The sequence below is a fragment of the Paraburkholderia haematera genome (genome assembly GCF_905220975.1).
Classification (GTDB): domain Bacteria; phylum Pseudomonadota; class Gammaproteobacteria; order Burkholderiales; family Burkholderiaceae; genus Paraburkholderia; species Paraburkholderia haematera.
Genome location: NZ_CAJNBK010000016.1, coordinates 1 through 16,631, shown reverse-complemented (window position 1 = coordinate 16,631; position 16,631 = coordinate 1). Strand labels below are relative to the sequence as shown.

Annotated in this window: 14 protein-coding genes; 5 read left to right on the top strand and 9 right to left on the bottom strand. The window is 64.2% G+C overall.

Annotation, left to right across the window (positions count from 1 at the left end):
* Positions 1-169: 169 nt before the first annotated feature.
* On the top strand, positions 170-1,930 hold the full coding sequence (locus tag KHO23_RS23585; RefSeq protein WP_211613683.1) for a PQQ-binding-like beta-propeller repeat protein: 1,761 nt from the start codon (positions 170-172) through the stop codon (positions 1,928-1,930).
* 251 nt (positions 1,931-2,181) lie between these two features.
* On the opposite strand, the gene KHO23_RS23580 is transcribed toward KHO23_RS23585, so the two are convergent.
* Both KHO23_RS23580 and clpP read right to left on the bottom strand, forming a co-directional pair.
* The gene (locus KHO23_RS23580; protein WP_211613681.1) at positions 2,182-3,609 is read right to left on the bottom strand and encodes an NYN domain-containing protein; all 1,428 of its coding nucleotides are present in this window, start codon (positions 3,607-3,609) and stop codon (positions 2,182-2,184) included.
* A gap of 179 nt (positions 3,610-3,788) precedes the next feature.
* A complete protein-coding gene (gene clpP / locus KHO23_RS23575) occupies positions 3,789-4,436 on the bottom strand; it encodes an ATP-dependent Clp endopeptidase proteolytic subunit ClpP (RefSeq protein WP_211613680.1) in 648 nt (215 codons plus the stop codon).
* A 209-nt stretch (positions 4,437-4,645) separates the two neighbouring features.
* On the opposite strand from clpP, the gene KHO23_RS23570 reads away from it, so the two are divergent.
* Positions 4,646-5,620: a sigma-70 family RNA polymerase sigma factor gene (locus KHO23_RS23570; protein ID WP_211613679.1), complete on the top strand. Its 975-nt coding sequence runs from the start codon at positions 4,646-4,648 to the stop codon at positions 5,618-5,620.
* Here the strand turns inward: KHO23_RS23570 and KHO23_RS23565 are convergent.
* The 3 genes from KHO23_RS23565 to KHO23_RS23555 all read right to left on the bottom strand — a co-directional run bounded on the left by KHO23_RS23565 (position 5,576) and on the right by KHO23_RS23555 (position 10,075).
* Positions 5,576-6,850, bottom strand: coding sequence for an EAL domain-containing protein (locus KHO23_RS23565; RefSeq protein WP_211613872.1), 1,275 nt, complete (start codon positions 6,848-6,850; stop codon positions 5,576-5,578). The two genes, KHO23_RS23570 and KHO23_RS23565, sit on opposite strands and share 45 nt — an antisense overlap.
* Before the next feature lie 234 nt (positions 6,851-7,084).
* Positions 7,085-8,551, bottom strand: a complete 1,467-nt coding sequence (mdtD, locus tag KHO23_RS23560; protein WP_407946066.1) for a multidrug transporter subunit MdtD — start codon at positions 8,549-8,551, stop codon at positions 7,085-7,087.
* Between the two features lie 105 nt (positions 8,552-8,656).
* On the bottom strand, positions 8,657-10,075 hold the full coding sequence (locus tag KHO23_RS23555) for an aminotransferase-like domain-containing protein (protein WP_211613678.1): 1,419 nt from the start codon (positions 10,073-10,075) through the stop codon (positions 8,657-8,659).
* Positions 10,076-10,283: 208 nt separating this feature from the next.
* Here KHO23_RS23555 and KHO23_RS23550 point away from each other — a divergent pair, with 208 nt between their 5' ends.
* Entirely contained in the window at positions 10,284-10,589 is a 306-nt protein-coding gene (locus KHO23_RS23550; protein ID WP_211613677.1) for a DUF2917 domain-containing protein, read from the top strand.
* A gap of 14 nt (positions 10,590-10,603) precedes the next feature.
* Here the strand turns inward: KHO23_RS23550 and KHO23_RS23545 are convergent, their stop codons facing one another.
* Positions 10,604-11,839 (bottom strand): citrate synthase family protein, encoded by a 1,236-nt coding sequence (locus tag KHO23_RS23545; RefSeq protein WP_211613676.1) that lies wholly within the window; start codon positions 11,837-11,839, stop codon positions 10,604-10,606.
* Positions 11,840-11,987: 148 nt separating this feature from the next.
* Here KHO23_RS23545 and KHO23_RS23540 point away from each other — a divergent pair, with 148 nt between their 5' ends.
* A complete protein-coding gene (locus KHO23_RS23540; protein WP_211613868.1) occupies positions 11,988-13,379 on the top strand; it encodes a CoA transferase in 1,392 nt (463 codons plus the stop codon).
* Between the two features lie 86 nt (positions 13,380-13,465).
* Here the strand turns inward: KHO23_RS23540 and KHO23_RS23535 are convergent, their stop codons facing one another.
* On the bottom strand, positions 13,466-14,212 hold the full coding sequence (locus KHO23_RS23535) for a GntR family transcriptional regulator (protein ID WP_211613674.1): 747 nt from the start codon (positions 14,210-14,212) through the stop codon (positions 13,466-13,468).
* 225 nt (positions 14,213-14,437) lie between these two features.
* On the opposite strand from KHO23_RS23535, the gene KHO23_RS23530 reads away from it, so the two are divergent.
* Positions 14,438-15,283, top strand: coding sequence for an aldo/keto reductase (locus KHO23_RS23530; RefSeq protein ID WP_211613672.1), 846 nt, complete (start codon positions 14,438-14,440; stop codon positions 15,281-15,283).
* 82 nt (positions 15,284-15,365) lie between these two features.
* On the opposite strand, the gene KHO23_RS23525 is transcribed toward KHO23_RS23530, so the two are convergent.
* Both KHO23_RS23525 and KHO23_RS23520 read right to left on the bottom strand, forming a co-directional pair.
* On the bottom strand, positions 15,366-15,884 hold the full coding sequence (locus KHO23_RS23525) for a Rap1a/Tai family immunity protein (protein ID WP_211613670.1): 519 nt from the start codon (positions 15,882-15,884) through the stop codon (positions 15,366-15,368).
* 292 nt (positions 15,885-16,176) lie between these two features.
* On the bottom strand, positions 16,177-16,631 hold a 455-nt coding region (locus tag KHO23_RS23520; protein WP_211613668.1), incomplete at its 5' end, for a hypothetical protein.

Here is a 16,631-nt window from a genome sequence, read left to right as displayed (position 1 = left end):
CCGGCAAACGGCGTACGTTTGGATCGGGGCTAAGGACGCCGGTCCTCTGGCGATTCGGCACAGCCCGCACACTCCCCTCTATCCCTGCCGGCACACGCCGTTTCTGACTTCGCCGTTCGCCGTAGCCCGACGTCCGGAGTTGGCCGGACATCGTGCAAGCGAGGCAACCATGCAGCGACCGCAAACCGGCACCTTCAATCCGAGAGTGTGGTTCCGCGTGTGCGAGCGGCTGGCGATTGCGTTGGTCGCCACCGTCTTCCTTTCCTGCGGTGGCGGCTCGGGTGGCACATCGGGTACGGCCTCGGGTTCCGCGGCCGGCGGCGGAACCACCAGCGGCGGCACCAGCGGCGGCGGCTCTACAACCGGCGGCACCATGGGGGGAACCGGTTCGACTGGTTCAGGCAGCATGTCCATGGGAACGAGCGCCTACGCCACCGACGTGCTGATGCACCACAACGATCTTGCCCGCACCGGCCAGATGCTTGCCGAGACAACGCTGACCCTCGTGAACGTCAATTCGGCAAGCTTCGGCAAAGTCGCTTTTCTCGCCGCGGACGGCAAGGTCGACGCGCAGCCGCTGTTCGTCACCAGTTTGCCGATCGGCGGCACGTCGCACGATGTGGTCTACGTGGCGACCGAACACGACAGCGTGTACGCCTATGACGCCACAACCTTCGCGCAATTGTGGAAAGTCTCGTTGATCCGCGGTGGCGAGACAGTCAGCGATGACTTTAGTTGTCCAGACTTCACGCCGGAAATCGGCATTACGTCGACGCCGGTCATTGACCGCACGCGCGGCACAAATGGCGTCCTGTATGCGGTAGCGATGACGAAGGACAGCAGCGGCGCCTATCATCACCGTCTGCACGCGCTCGATCTGACTACCGGCGCCGACATTCTGGGCGGCCCGACCGAGATCGCCGCGACCTACCCGGGCACCGGCGCGGGTAGCGTCAACGGCCTGCTTACTTTTAATCCTGCGGAACATACGGAGCGCGCGGCGCTCACGCTGGTTGGCGGCAACATCTATATGGGATGGACCTCGCATTGCATGGCGGGCGCGTACACCGGCTGGCTGATGGCCTATAGCGCCGACACACTCCAACAGACCAGTGTGCTCAACATCACGCCGAACGGCAGCCAGGGATCGATCTGGATGGCCGGTTCAGGGATGGCATCGGACGGCACCTCGATTTTCGTCGTGGACGGCAACGGCACGTTCGGCACCACGCTGAATGCACAGGGTTTTCCGGTCGACGGTGACTTTGGCAACTCGCTGATGAAGCTGTCGTCAGGAAACCTGCAGGTCACCGATTACTTCGCCATGGATAACGTCGTGGCCGAGGCAAATGCCGACAACGATTTCGGCTCGGGCGGCGTGATGCTGTTGCCGGATCAGACGACCGCGGGCGGCGTCGTCAAACACCTGGCCGTGGCGGCGGGGAAGGACAACCTGATCTATGTAGTCGATCGTGACGCGATGGGTAAATTCAGTCCGACGGCGAACAATATCTGGCAGGTGCTGACCGGCACGCTCGCGGGTGGCATCTGGGGTTCGCCGGCGTACTACAGCGGTGTGGTCTATTACGGCGGCTGGAACGATAACCTGAAGGCCTTACCGGTCTCGGGCGCGTTTCTCGCGACCACCGCCTCGTCGAAGAGTCCCACCGCGTTCGCCTATCCCGGCGCGACACCGGCCGTGTCGGCCAATGGCACGAGCAACGGCATCGTCTGGGTGGCGGAAAACGGCACGACGGGTGCCTTGCATGCGTACGACGCCAGCAACCTCGCGCACGAGCTGTACAACAGCAATCAGGCCGGCACACGCGATCAATGGGGCGCGGGCAACAAGTTCATTACGCCGATGATCGCGCGGGGCAAAGTGTTTGTCGGTGCGACGAATGGGGTGGCGGTGTTTGGTTTGTTTTAGAAGGTGCTGTCGGGTAGTTTCAGGCGCAGCCCGATCCTGCCGTCGCGGGATGAAATGGGCTGACATTGCGGACCGCGGAGCAGGCGTTGTTGCACGATGGACGTGCTGGTTCAACGATCAGTTCGTTCGAAGCACCGCGTGCCTGAAAAGGAAAAGCCCCTGTTCGTCGCGAGCAGGGGCTTTTTGATTGCAGCGGAGCGCGGTCTGAGGCGCTTACCTTGCATCGGTACGCGTCACAGAAGGTGAGACGCTCATTCCGCCTCGCTCGTTGCCGCTGTCTTACGCGGACGGCGACTGCGTGGCGCAGCTTTGCGCGCTGCCTTTTTGGCGGCCACAGGCGGTTTTTCTTCGGTGACAGAGACTGCCGGTGCTTCCGTAGCGGCCGCCATCTCCGGTGCCGCATCGGCCTTTCGCGGTGTTGCCTTCTTCGTTTTCTTCGCGGCTGTCTTGCGCGGTGCGCGTTCCTTGCGGCGCTTAGGTTGGGCGTCGCTCGCTTCCTGATTTTCTTCGCCGGCTATCGCAACCGGCTCAGCCGCAAAGGCCGCCGGTTCTGCCCAGGCGGCTTCCGGCTGTTCGAAAACGGACTCGCTGGTTGATGGCTCACGCGTGTGCACGGCTTCCGCCTGAACCTGCCCGCGGCCACCGTGCTCGACTGCAGCACGCTCTTCCTGCGCGGCCTCCTGCTGGCCACGCCCGGGCTTGCGATTGCCACGGCCTCTGCGGCGCTCATGCTTGCCGCCCGACTCGGCGACCCCTGTTTCGACAACCCTTGCCTCAACCACCTGTTCCAGCGACTCGCCGGATTCGCCCGGCTCGTTCACGTTTTCGGCACCCACATTCGCAGCCGTGCCCCGATAAACGTATGCGCCGGACTTCTCGTCGCGGCCGAATTCGAGCAGCCCGCGGGCCTGCGCTTCTTCCAGCAGATTGCCGAATGCGCGAAAACCGTAGTACGTCTCGTTGAAATCCGGCTTGCGGCGCTTGATCGCGTTCTTTAGCACCGACGCCCAGATCTTGCCGCTGTCGCCACGTTCGGAGGCGAGCGCGTCGAATGTCTGCACGGCGATCTCGACCGCTTTGGTACGGCGTTTTTCGAGGTCTTCCTTGTTGCGCGATTTGTCTTCGTCGGGCGCACGTTTGGCCGTCTGCTGCGCAGTCTGTTGCGGGCGCGACGACTCGCGTTTGGCTACCGTGCGCTGACTTTCTCGCACGAGGTCGTCGTAAAAGAAGAATTCGTCGCAGTTTGCGATCAGCAGATCGGAGGTGGATTGCTGGACACCGACGCCGATCACCTGCTTGGCGTTCTCGCGCAGCTTCGACACCAGTGGCGAGAAGTCCGAGTCGCCACTGATGATGACGAAGGTATTGACGTGCGATTTCGTGTAGCAAAGGTCGAGCGCGTCGACCACGAGCCGGATGTCGGCCGAATTCTTGCCCGATTGGCGCACGTGCGGAATCTCGATCAATTCGAAATTGGCTTCGTGCATCGCGCCTTTGAAACTCTTGTAGCGGTCCCAGTCGCAATAGGCTTTCTTCACGACAATGCTGCCCTTGAGCAGCAGACGTTCGAGCACCAGTTTGATGTCGAACTTGTCGTACTTCGCGTCGCGCACGCCGAGCGCCACGTTTTCGAAGTCGCAGAATAGCGCCATGCTGACGGTTTCGTTGGATGACGCCATGAATATCTCCATTGAAGCGATCGTCACATTCGACGAATCGCGACCATGATAGCGATTCTTGCGGCGGTGATCAGATTTTGTGTTCCTGGCGCACCGATACGGCAGGCAAATGCCGTCCGGGGCGAGGACTTGGGGAGAAGCGCAGGTGCGGGCGCTGCGCACCGGCTAACGTAGCCGCGCTACAGAGCATGGTGAAGAGCAGGTTCGCCTCGCGCCGCGCGTGTTTCCAGCACCTCGTCGACGAGGCCATACGTTTTCGCTTCGTGGGCCGACATGAAGTTGTCGCGGTCGGTGTCGCGGACGATCTCCTCGATGCTGCGCCCGGTGCGCTCGGCCATCATCGCGTTGAGGCGTTCGCGCTGATAGAGCACCTCTCTCGCCTGGATTTCGACGTCGGCCGCGGTGCCCTGACTGCCGCCCGACGGCTGGTGGATCATGATGCGTGCGTTGGGCAGCGCGTACCGTTTGCCGCGCTGGCCGGCGGTCAGCAAAAACGTCCCCATGCTGGCGGCAAAGCCGGTGCACAAGGTTGACACCTCGGGCTTGATGAATTGCATGGTGTCGTAAATAGCGAGGCCGTCGTACACCGAGCCGCCCGGCGAATTGATGTAAAAAGAAATATCCTTGTCGGGATTCTCGGATTCCAGAAACAGCAATTGGGCGACGATCAGACTGGCCGACTGTTCGTTCACCGGACCGACGAGAAAAACGATCCGCTCGCGTAGCAGACGCGAATAGATGTCGTAGGCACGCTCGCCGCGGCCGGACTGTTCGATCACGGTGGGTACGAGGCCGAGGCCGGTGATGGATGAATAGCTGGAATGCATGTTTGCCTCGTTTTTAGGCGGCGCGTTGCCGATAGCAGAGAGCCGGTGGCGGTGACCGATTCGAACAACGGCGCACCCGTTGCGCAGGTTGTTGTCCGTATGACGGGAGAGAGGGCGGCGGCGTGACAGAAATATTTTTTCGTCGGGCTGTCACATCGGCGGTCACCCGAGCGTCAAGCTGAAAGGGATGCAAATCTGGAGGTCTACGCATGACAGAACAGGGAATCGACAAGGCACCCAGCTTCGAGGCCGTGCGCGCCCGCCTGCTCGCGCTGGCGTACCGCATGCTCGGCAGCAGGGCCGAAGCGGAAGACGTGGTCCAGGACGTCTGGCTCAAATGGCATCTCGCCGATGCGCGAGAGGTGCGGACACCCGCGGCCTGGCTCACCACGATCACCACGCGCGCGGCCATCGACCGGCTGCGCCGTGTGCAGCGCGAACGCGCGTCACAGGCCGCCGGCTGGCTGCCGGAGCCCTGGCTCGACGAGATGGCGCCATCGGCGGAAGAACTGGCCTTGCGCGCGGCGGAGATGTCTTACGGCGTGATGCTCCTGCTCGAACGTCTGAAGCCCGACGAGCGGGCGGCATTCGTGCTGCACGAAGCTTTCGATTGCGACTACGCCGAGATTGCAAAAATTCTCGACCGTACGCCAGCCGGTTGCCGTCAGATCGTCCACCGGGCCAAGGCGCGTTTGCAACGCGCGGGCGCGCCAGTGGAACGGCCCGATCCAGCCGAGCATGCGCGCATCGTGGAGCGCTTGCGCACGGCGCTGGAGGCGCAGGATCGAGTGGGTTTGCTGCGCCTCTTTAGCGAAGAGCCAGAGGTTATCAGCGACGCGCCGGTGTGCACGCAAGAACTGGCGCCAGTGGCCTGGATGGAGACGGTGACCGCGCTCGCGCATCAGGCGAGTCATGCAGAAGTGGTGTCGGTCGAAGGCGCAATGGGCATTGCGTTGCTCTTCGAAGGCGAGATCGTCGCGGTGATCGACGTGTCCACGCAAAGTCTTGCGGATGGGGCGGTGAAGATCGTCGCGTTGCGCGCCGTCACTAGCGCGGCTCGTTTGCAGGCAGCCAACCGCTTGCTGGGCCGCGCGGCCGTCATGAAGCTGCTCGCGCGGATCCAGCAGAACGCCATTGCCTCAATTACGATGCGCAGCGACTTCCCAGTTGATGTCGACGCATAGCACCTGCGTGCCGTGCGGCGTATGCGCGGCGATCGAAGCTGTCACGCACAGGTGGGCTTCGTTGATCGACAGGTAGGGCGGGGTGAGGTGCACCTGGCCGGGCACGCGCATCGCCTGAATGAAGTACGGGCGGCGCTCCCAGCTCGCGCCTTCCGAATGCAGCAACGGCCGGAAGCGCTTCGCACGTTGCGAGGCACGCCCCGGCGGCAGCACGTTGTCGCCGATCTGCCGGCCCGAACCGTCGAGCACGAAGCAGCGCGCCGTTTCGCCAAGCGTGAGCAGCGACGCGGTCGCCTGGGTAACCGATTCCCCAGCCACGAGTTGGGCAGCCGCCGTTTCCAATGCCGTGACATAGGGTGCGAGCCGCGCGGACTGTGCGCGTTCGCGCGTGGCAACCCGTTCGCGCAACGCCGCGGAGAGCGAGTCCATCAAACCGGCCGCCGCTTGCGGTTTCACCGGCTCGACGCTCGGGCCCGCGAAGAACGCGCCCTGCACGAAGTCGACGTTGCATTCGAGCGCGATGAGCGCATCGCGCTCGGTGCCGAGACCGCCCATCAGTACCAGTTGGCCGGATTCGTGCAGCAGTGAGACGAGACCCGGCAGCACGCGTTCGATATGCGAGTGCTCGCTCGCTTGCGCAAGAATGCAGCGGTCGAGCGTGACGATGTCCGGACGCAGATTCCACACGCGGTCGATGTTCGAATGCTTGGCGCCAAAGCCGTCCAGCGCGATCAGGAAACCGGATTTGCGCAACGCGTCGATGATGTCGGCGAAGCGCGTGGTTTCACCGCCGGCCTGCTCGGATACTTCCAGCACCACGCGTTGCGGCGGCAGGCCCAGCGCCTTGAGGCCGGCGAGCAGGGCGTCGCCGTAACTGGTGTCCATCAGCGCCGCCGGGTGCAGGCTCAGGAAAAGCCATTCGTCGTGGCTGTCGAATGCATTGAAATTGCCCAGATGCAGCGATTCGGCGAGCCGCCCGAGTTCGAGCAGGTCGCCGCGCCGCGCCGCCTGCGTGAACACTTCGTGCGACGGCACTTGCAGCGCATGCTCGTCATGTGCACGCAGGGAAGCGTGATAACCGATCGCGCGCCGGTGCGATACCGAGAAAACTGGCTGGAACACGCTGAAAACGGTGTAGCCGCCGTACAGAACGGTGCGCCGGGAGCCTTCGTCGCCGGCCATCGGGCGCGGCGGCTGGAAGCCGGGAGGATCGAGTTCGATCATGCTCATCATGTCAGTCGTGTGGAAGTGGCGGCGCTTGCATGCTCGACACGAGTGGGCACGCGCAAATTGTGAGTTTACAGGATAGGCGAGCAAGAACTATGCGCGAACGGAAACACACTGCGTGCGCTCGGTTACCGCCGCAAGTACGGCGATTGTGCGCCAGCACGGGCGCGAAAGCGATGTTTCGCACTTCGGTGGTGCGCTCCGCGCCCCGTTGCGGGTCGGCGCCCGGCGCAAGACTCAGGTTCGCTCCGAAGGATCGGTCTTCTTCGCGGGCGAGCGGATGTCAGGCGACAGTTGCGCGAAGATCCACGAAGAGCCCGCGGTGATGATGCCCACACACAGGAACGTCGCATGGAACGCGGGCAGCGAGTTGGCGGCTGTTACGCGCGGCAGGAGGCCCGTAAAGGTCGCGAGCAACGCGCCGGCGACCGTCACGCCGAGACTCATCGAGAGCATCTGCACCAGCGAGAACAGGCTGTTGCCGCTACTCGCGCCGCCGGTGCCGAGGTCCTTGAGCGTCAGCGTGTTCATTGCGGTGAACTGCATCGAATTGACGCCGCCGAAAAACGCCAGTTGCACGAGCCGCAGCCACAGCGGCTGGCCTGCGGTGGTGAGCGCGAAGCTCGCCATGGTCAGGCCCACCAGCACCGTGTTGACGATCAGCACGCGCCGGTAGCTGTATTTGACAATCAGCCTCGTGACGAGGCGCTTGGCCGCCATGCCCGCGGCCGCCACCGGCAACATCATCATGCCGGCTTCGAAGGCGCTATAGCCGAGACTCACCTGCAATAGCAGAGGGATCAGATACGGCATCGCCCCGGTGCCGAGCCGCGCGAACAGATTGCCGAGCAGACCCACGCTGAAAGTATGGATCTTGAACAGATCGAGGGGGAAGATCGGCTCGGGCTCGCGTACCGCATGCAGACCGTAGGCGACGAAGCAGGCGAGGCTCAGAATCAGCAGCACCAGCACGGTGGCGTGCTGAATGCCAAACTCCGTGCGGCCGTCGAGCGCGAATGAAATCGCCACCATGCCGAAGATCAGCAGCAGGTAGCCCTTCACGTCGAACTTGCCGGTGTGCTCGTTGCGGCTGTCCGGCATGAAGATGAACGTGGCGATGCAACCCACGATCCCCACCGGCACATTGATCAGGAAGATCCAGTGCCACGAAGCGATTTTCACGAGCCAGCCGCCGAGCGTCGGACCGATCAGCGGCCCGATCAGCCCCGGGATCGCCACGAACGACAAGGCCGGCAAATAGCGTTCCGCCGGGAAGGTGCGCAGCACCGCGAGCCGTCCGACCGGCAGCAGCATCGCCCCGCCCACGCCTTGCACGATGCGGTAGATCACCAGCTGATTCAGGGTATGCGCGTTGGCGCAGAGCAGCGAACCGACCGCGAACACGAGGATTGCGCTGAAGAACACGCGCCGCGTGCCGAGTTTGTCGGCGAGCCAGCCGGACACCGGAATCATCACCGCCATCGTCAGCGAGTACGCGATCACCACCGACTGCATGCGCAACGGCAATTCGCCGAGGCTCGTCGCCATCGCGGGGAGCGCGGTGTTGACGATGGTCGAGTCGAGCGTCTGCATGAAGAAGCCGGTGGCGACGAGCCACAGCATCACGGTGAGCGAGCGGGCTGAGGGGACCGGAGTGATAGCGGCGGCGGGGGCGGAAGCGGGCAGGGGCGGCGGCGTGGACATGGAGGGCGGCTGGGCGCGCAGGGACGGGCTGGGACTCGCTATTCTAGGGAAAAGCGGGGCCCGGCGCAGCGCATAGACGGCAGGTGCGAAGCCAGAATGCGCCGTTCAGACCGAAGCAGGCAACGCCGCGGCAGCGTGGAAAAATGCCTGCGCGCGCGGCTCGTTGCCGAACGCCGCGTGAATCCTGATCCACGGGCTGACTTCCATGTTCGGCCGGAAATAGCTGCCGGGCACCACCGTCACGCCGAGCGGTGCGCCGCATGCCACCAGCCGTTCGGCGTTGTCGACGTGCGGTACACGCGCCCATACGAACTTGCCGCCGACGGGCTTTTCGAACAGTTCCCAGCCGGCGTCTTCGAGTATCTGGATGGTCGAGCCGAGCGCATCGCGCATGCGGCGGCGCAGTCGCTCCAGATACTTGCGGTACGCGCCGCGCTCAAGTAACGATACGGCGACCGCCTCGGCAAAGCGCGAACCGCCGATGCTCGTCAGCATCTTGATGTCGACCAGATCCTTGATGATCGCGTGGCTCGCCACCACGCAGCCGATCCGCAGCGAGGAGGACAACGTCTTCGACAAGCCGCCCACGTAGATCACGTGCTCGAGCTGGTCGAGGGTCGCGAGACGGTCGGTGACGTCGGTCTGGAAGTCGGCGTAGATGTCGTCTTCGATGATCGTGAAACCGTGTTCGCGCGCCAGTTGCAGCAGCCGGAACGCCACCGGTGGCGCCACGGTGGTGCCGGTCGGATTGTGGAACACCGTGTTGATGAACATCAGCTTCGGTCGATGCAGTTGCAACTGTGCCTGCAACACATCGAGATCGGGGCCGTTGCGGGTGCGCGGAATGCCGATCAGCTTCACGCCGTGCAGCTTCAGCAGACCGTACAGGTTGTAGTAGCCGGGGTCCTCGACGAACATGGTGTCGCCGGCTTTGAGCATGTAGCGCATCAGCAGATCGAGCGCCTGGCTCGCGCCGTTGGTGATCAGAATCTGCGAGGCGTCCGCCTGAATGCCCAACTGGCCGATACGGCCCTGCAGATGTTCGCGCAAGGTCAGATTGCCGAGCGGGGTTGCGTAATCGACCATGCTCGCGACGTCGGTGCGCGACACGTGGCGGATCGCCTGCGCGAGGCTATCCGTGTCGCGCCACGCATTGGGAATGAAGCCGCTGCCGAGCTTGAGCGTCTCGCCCTGGTGGTTGAACTGCTGGAGGATGTGCCCCGATTCGTCTTCGGCGCGGCGCGGGTCCGAGCTGCCCTGGCAATGTGTGCTCGCCGGCTGGCGGTCGGCGACATAGAAGCCCGAACCGTGGCGCGAGTCGACATAGCCGAGCGATACCAGCCGGTCGTAAGCCTCGATCACGGGAAAACGGCTCACGGCGTAGTCGGCGGCGAACTGACGGATCGATGGCAGCTTCGAGCCCGGGTGAGCGGTGCGCGAACGAATCCAGGCAGTGACGCCCGTGACGATCTGCTCGGTGAGGGGGACGCCGTTATCCCGATCGAGCTGGATTTCGAGTTTCATGCGGTTCTTTTCCTTCGCCGGACAGTTGCAGCGCGGAACCGCCGGTACGGCGCGCGCCGCACGCGTGCTCAAGAAGCGTGATTGCCGCCAACTGTCCGTTTTTTCGACTGAACAGTTCCGATAAAAGTGTTCGGAACTGTGTATGGGTATCTGATGATCGCACGTCAATAATCAGTACAACAGGAAAGTTCTTCGAAGGAGAAAAGCGATGCGTGAAGTCCGTATTTTCGAAATGGAACATGACGAGCCTGCGGCGGCCTGGCGTGTCGCGCGTCCGTCAATCTTCAAGGTGATCTCGGGCGAGATCTGGCTGACCGTCGAAGGTGAAAACGTCGATCACTGGCTGGCAACGGGGCAATCGATCGAGTTGCCGCGCGGTGCGGCTGCGTGGGTCAGCGCAGGCCGGGCCGGTGCGCGTTTCGCGTTGGCTAGCGGATCGGAAAGTGCTGCGACGCGGGCACTGCGCGGGTTGCCGGTGTTGAACTGGCTGCCGCGCTGGTTGGGCGTGGCGTAACCCGCGCTTTAACCTCAACCGCCCGCCTCATACTCCCCGATATAGCGCGCGCGTGGCCGGATCAGCCGGCCGTCGCGCGTCTGTTCCATTGCATGGGCAATCCAGCCGACCACCCGGCTTAGCGCGAACAGCGTGAATGCGGCGCCGGCCGGCAGGCCGAGTACCCGCTCGATCGCAGCCAGCGCAAAGTCGACGTTTGGCTCCGTGCCGGTCGTGTCGCGTACCGAGCGCGCGAGCGCCTCTACTTCGCTGAGCGGCGAGCGGGCCGGCGCACAGTCCGCAAGCATTCCGAGCAGCAGACGCGCGCGCGGATCGCCGTCCGGATACAGCAGATGGCCGAAGCCTGACAGCACCGGCCGATGCGTACCATGTTCATGGCGCGCAAGCCGGTTCGCCAGATAGCGATCGAGATCGGGGGCGCGCGACGCTTCATCCATGAGCGCGGCAACCCGCACCGTCTCGCCACCATGCCGCGGCCCGGCCAACGCGGCCAGGCCGCCCGCCACCGCGCCGAACAGATGCGTCCCCGTCGACGTGATGCAGCGAACCGTAAAGGTCGACGCGTTCAGTTCATGATCCGCGCATGCCACCAGCGCCGCGCGCAGCAGCCCCGCCTGCTGACGGTTGCGCACGTTCCACGCTGAAGCCAACTGCTTGTGCAGCAGTTCGTTCGACGGTGCCGCCGAGACCATCGCCGCTGCCAGCAGGCGCATGACCGCGCAGGCGGTATCGAGTTGCGCATCGCGGCCGAGCGCCCATACCCGCGGCATTTGCGCCGCGGCGGCCGGCAGCAGCACGAGCGCGCGGTCTAGCGGCGTGCTGTCGCTCCAGAGCTTGAGCCACGCCGCCCACTGAGCGGCGGCGATCGGTACCCCCGGGGCCTCGGCGATACGCCTCGTACTGCATTCCCACAATAACGCCGCGACATCTTCCAGTGATGCCGTGCGCGCCAGTTCCATGGCGTCGTGCCCGCGATACGACAGACGGCCGTCGGCCACCAGCGTGATCGACGATTCGAGCACCGGCACGCCCCAATCCAGCACCTTTTGCGCGACCTTGCCGGCGCGCTTGCCGTCTTCCTTGCGCCGCGCGAGCCGCCGCACTTCGCCGACGTCGTAGAGCCGGTGCTTGCCTTGCGCATCCGGTGACGAACTCAGCATGCCGCGGCTGACGTACGCATACAGGGTAGGCAGGCTGATGCCGAGTGCGTTGGCGGCTTCGGCGGCGGTCAGGGAATGGGAGGGTGGCATGGAAACGCGTGGAAACCGAAGAAATCAATATATATTGATTATCATAATCAAGATTGATTGCGGCAAGGCGAAATTCTAGACTCGGTTCACTTTCTTCCTGTTCTGACCTGACACGCACAACCCGAACGAGATGAACGACATGGACACGATGACGCCTGAACTTGCGCTCAACCATATCTGGACGACGGCGGGATGCGACCCGACCGCGTTGAGGTCCGTTTCGCTTGCCGGCACCGATCCGGGCTTGCCGTCGGTCTATCGGGTCGGCACCTTAGCCTCGGCGACCATCGCTGCGACCGGTCTTGCTGCGGCCGAATACCATCGCTTGCGCACGGGGCGCCGCCAGCACGTCACGGTGGAGATGCGGCGCGCGCTGGCTTCGTTTCGCAGCGAACGCTATCTGCGTATCGACGATGGGCCGCCACCGGCTCTGCGCGATCCGGTGATGGGCTTTTACGCGACGCGGGACGAGCGCTGGATTCAACTGCACACGAACTTTCCGCATCATCTTGCCGGGGTGTTGAAGGTCCTCGGCTGCGCGAACGATCGCGCGGCGGTGGCCGAGGCGATTCGCGGCTGGGAAGGCGCGACGCTTGATCAAACGCTCGCCGACGCGGGCTTGTGCGCTGCCCTGATTCGCTCGCCCGGCGAGTGGGCCGCGCTCGATCAGGCGAAGGCGATTGCGGCGCTGCCGTTGTTCGAGATCGAGCGTATCGGCGACGCGCCGGTCGAGCCGCCGCGCCGGGACGGGGCGGAGCGGCCGCTGGCGGGCGTGCGGGTGCTGGATTTGTCGCGCATCATTGCCGGACCGGTAGCGGGGCGCGCGCTTGCACAGCATGGTGCGGAGGTGTTGCTGGTCAACGGTCCGCATTTGCCGAACATCGCGCCGCTGGTGATCGACAACGGGCGCGGCAAGCGCTCGGCCGTTGTCGATCTGCGCGATGCCGCCGGACGGGACACCTTACGTGGCCTCGCCGGCGGCGCCGATGTGTTCTTGCAGGCGTACCGGCCGGGGGCGCTGTCGGCACGCGGGTTTGGTCCAGAGGACCTGGCGCGGGTGCGGCCGGGGATCGTCTATGTGTCGGTTTGTGCTTATGGGCACACGGGACCCTGGGCCGGGCGGCGCGGCTTCGATAGCCTCGTGCAGTCGGCGAGCGGGATTGCTTTTACCGAGCGAGAGGCTGCGGGATGGGTCGAGCCGAAGCATTTACCTTGTCAGGCGTTGGATCACGCTACGGGGTATCTGGCCGCTTTCGGCGCGATGGCCGCATTGGCGCGGCGAGCCCGCGAAGGTGGGAGCTGGCACGTGCGAGTGTCGCTCGCGCAGACCGGGCGGTGGTTGCAGTCGTTTGGATTGCTTTCCGACGGCTGGAAGGCACCCGATGTTTCGATCGATGACGTGCAGGATTGCCTTGCGACCGTGCAGTCCGGGTTCGGACGTGTTCTCGGGGTGTTACCGGCCGAACGCCTGGATGCGACGCCGGCCTATTTCGAGTTGCCGCCGGCCCGGATCGGGGCACACGAGGCGAAATGGGTGTGAAGCCTGGATTGCCCGTGCAGCATAGGGTTGCTTGCGTACGGCGCCGCTTCGCACAAACAGTAAAAAGGCGCCGCGTGGGCGGAAAGTTACTTCCTCAACTCCGCCACGAAATCATAGTAATCGTTCCGGCAATAGGTATCGGTCAGCTCGATCGCCCGCTGATCTGCCGTATAGCCGACGCGAGTGATCAGCAAGAGCGCTTCGTTAGGGGCAATGCTCATCTGGTGCGCGATCTCTTCACTCGCGTTCACTGCACGAAAATGCTGCAGCGCGCGCACGATCGTCAGCCCGCGATTTTCCAGGTACGTGTACAACGAATCGCCAATTGCCTGCGGGTCGGGAATCACCGCAGCAGGGAAGGTGGAGTTCTCAACAGCCATCACGATGCCGTCGGCGAGGCGCAAGCGGCGCAGCCGGGTCACGGCCGCCGCCGGCGATAAACCCAGTTGAATCACCTCGTCGCGGTTAGCCGGCGAAATTTCCCGCGACAGCCACTTCGAACTCGGCGTAAAACCGCGTCGCCGCAACATTTCACTGAAACTCGACAGACGCGAGAGCGGATCTTCATAACGCGGCGTGATGAAGCTGCCGGCGCCTTGGGTGCGGCGGATCAATCCCTGTTCGACCAGCAGGGCAATGGCTTTGCGCGAGGTGATCCGCGAGACGCCGAGCGCTTCGGACAGTACACGCTCGGAGGGCAGCGCCTCGCCGGCGTTCCAACGGTTTTCGTGAATCGCGCTGCCGAGCTTGCGAGCGAGTTGCAGGTACAACGGCGTGTCGTTTTCCGGGTCCGGGCGCAGGTCGCGCCAGCGGTCTTCCGAGGCAGAGGTCATGGGGCTTACGCAAGAAGGGCAAGCGGCAATTCTATGACATCGGCGCGCTCCGTTATAGCGGGCTTTTGCCTGGGGCCCGATCCGATGCCCGAGCAACCGCTACACTCGCCCTTATGATTTCCGTGGCATGCGCCGCGCTTGCCAGCGCCGCCGCATCGACGCACTCGCATGACCCTACGCGCATTTCAATCCGTTTAGCCACTTTATCCACTTCGAGGAGAAAGCATGACGACCGATATCGCAAGCGTAAGCCTGCCCGACGGCGAGCGTATTCCGAAACTGGGGCAGGGCACCTGGGAGATGGGCGAGCATCCGGCGCGCCGCGCCGCGGAAATCGCCGCGCTGCGCTGTGGTATCGAACTGGGCATGACGCTGATCGACACAGCGGAAATGTATGGCGACGGCGCCACCGAATCGCTCCTGAGTGAAGCGCTGGCGGGGCTGCGCGATCAGGTATTTCTGGTCAGCAAGGTGTATCCGCATAACGCGAGCCGGCGCGGCGTGATCGCGGCCTGCGAGCAGAGCCTCAAGCGCCTGAAAACGGATCGGCTCGATCTGTATCTGCTGCACTGGCGCGGCTCGGTGCCGCTCGCGGAAACCGTCGAAGCATTCGAGGCATTACGCGGCGCGGGCAAGATTCGCCACTGGGGCGTCAGCAACTTCGATACGGACGATATGGAAGAGCTCGTTGCCACGCCCGGCGGCGAGGCATGCGCGACCAATCAGATTCTCTATAACGTCGCGCGTCGTGGAGCGGAATTCGACCTGTTGCCATGGCTCGCCGAGCGCAAGATGCCGGCGATGGCATACAGCCCGGTCGATCACGCGCGCCTGCCGAAGCGTTCGCCGCTTGACGATATCGCCGACGCGCGCGGCGTGTCGGTCTTTCAGGTGGCGCTTGCGTGGGTGTTGCAAAAGCCTGGCGTGTTTGCGATTCCGAAAGCGGGCCGCGTCGAGCATGTGCGCGACAACCATCGCGCGTTGCAACTGCAACTCGGCGCTCAGGAACTCGCCGCCATCGACACCTATTTCAAACCGCCACGCAGCAAGCGGCCACTTGAAATGCTGTAAGCGCCGTGGCGGCCGTTAGCGAATTGCAACCGGCCTTGCGTTCGGCGCGCTTGCGCTGCCGCGGTTCGCCGCGCCGGCGTTATTAATTGCAACCGTGGTGCATGTGCACGGAGCCCAGAACGGCGACTTCGGCGGGCGTGTGCCTGAGCGAATCTTCGTTGACCTTGGCCGCGTCGGCGACGAATTCATCGACGATCGACGACACCTGCGTATCGCGCAAACACAGTGACACCCGCTGCGTTTCATTGGGCGGCAGCGACGCGCGCTGACTGAGGAACAGCACACCGTACTGATACCCATGGATGATGCCGCGGATCGCGCCGACGCATTGACCTTGCGCGACGTTGTCGTTTTTCTGTTTGCAGGTTTGCGCGAGTGAATAGGCGGAGAAGGTGGGATCGACGGGCGGTGCCGCTTGCGACAGGGTTTGTGGTTGCGGCTGCGCTGTCGCAGCCGGGTTTTGCGCCGGTGTTTGCGCCGATGTTTGCGCCGATGTTTGCGCCGATGTTTGCGCATGAGCGAGCGATGCGAGGCCCAGAGCGGTGATCATCAGCAGGCCAGTGGCCGTGCGCGCCATGGTGTGGGGGACGTTTCGTTGCATGTTGTGATGCCCTCATATCGAACGTTGAATCTGATATGAGGCAATCGAGTCGGTTTGGTTCCGGTCGCGCACGACGCAACCGATTGTTTGGGTTTGACCCGGTGCAAGAGTCGCTTGTCAGCCGCTCGCGGTGGTGCGTGCCGTTTTGCCGCGCCGCCGCAAGCGCCTGCGACTTCAACCGGCCTCGGGCGGTGACGCTCGACCGGGGGATCGAGACGTCACCGCCGATGCCGGGGGACTGCGGACGGGATATCGAAGTATGCCGTTAGCGACGGGTAGGGCGCGGGGGCCCCTACCCGGGAAGCAGGCGACTGCTAGTGCCCGTTTCCTCCGCCATTGCCACCACCGTTACCGCCGCTACCCTTGCCTCCGTGACCGCCGCCGGTGCCTCCGCCAAAGCCGCCGCCGAACCCGCCACCGAAGCCTCCGCCAAAACCACCACCGAAGCCTCCACCAAAACCACCGCCGCTGCCAGGGCCGCCTCCTTTTCCACCGCCAGGGCCACCGCTGGGGCCTCCACCGCAGCCGCAACCGCCGCTGCTGCCACCGCCACTGCTGCCGCCGCCGCTGCTGCCGCCGCCACTGCTGCCGCCGCCACTGCTGCCACCGCCACTGCTGCCACCGCCGCTGCTTCCGCCGCCGCTGCTTCCGCCGCCGCTGCTTCCGCCGCCGCTGCTTCCGCCGCCGCTGCTTCCGCCGCCGCTGCTTCCGCCGCCGCTGCTTCCGCCGCCGCTGCTTCCGCCGCCG

Coding starts and splice junctions, on each gene's coding strand:
- KHO23_RS23585 (WP_211613683.1), top strand. CDS start 170: ATGCAGCGACCGCAAACCGGCACCTTCAATCCGAGAGTGTGGTTCCGC.
- KHO23_RS23580 (WP_211613681.1), bottom strand. CDS start 3,609: ATGGCGTCATCCAACGAAACCGTCAGCATGGCGCTATTCTGCGACTTC.
- clpP (WP_211613680.1), bottom strand. CDS start 4,436: ATGCATTCCAGCTATTCATCCATCACCGGCCTCGGCCTCGTACCCACC.
- KHO23_RS23570 (WP_211613679.1), top strand. CDS start 4,646: ATGACAGAACAGGGAATCGACAAGGCACCCAGCTTCGAGGCCGTGCGC.
- KHO23_RS23565 (WP_211613872.1), bottom strand. CDS start 6,850: ATGAGCATGATCGAACTCGATCCTCCCGGCTTCCAGCCGCCGCGCCCG.
- mdtD (WP_407946066.1), bottom strand. CDS start 8,551: ATGTCCACGCCGCCGCCCCTGCCCGCTTCCGCCCCCGCCGCCGCTATC.
- KHO23_RS23555 (WP_211613678.1), bottom strand. CDS start 10,075: ATGAAACTCGAAATCCAGCTCGATCGGGATAACGGCGTCCCCCTCACC.
- KHO23_RS23550 (WP_211613677.1), top strand. CDS start 10,284: ATGCGTGAAGTCCGTATTTTCGAAATGGAACATGACGAGCCTGCGGCG.
- KHO23_RS23545 (WP_211613676.1), bottom strand. CDS start 11,839: ATGCCACCCTCCCATTCCCTGACCGCCGCCGAAGCCGCCAACGCACTC.
- KHO23_RS23540 (WP_211613868.1), top strand. CDS start 11,988: ATGACGCCTGAACTTGCGCTCAACCATATCTGGACGACGGCGGGATGC.
- KHO23_RS23535 (WP_211613674.1), bottom strand. CDS start 14,212: ATGACCTCTGCCTCGGAAGACCGCTGGCGCGACCTGCGCCCGGACCCG.
- KHO23_RS23530 (WP_211613672.1), top strand. CDS start 14,438: ATGACGACCGATATCGCAAGCGTAAGCCTGCCCGACGGCGAGCGTATT.
- KHO23_RS23525 (WP_211613670.1), bottom strand. CDS start 15,884: ATGCAACGAAACGTCCCCCACACCATGGCGCGCACGGCCACTGGCCTG.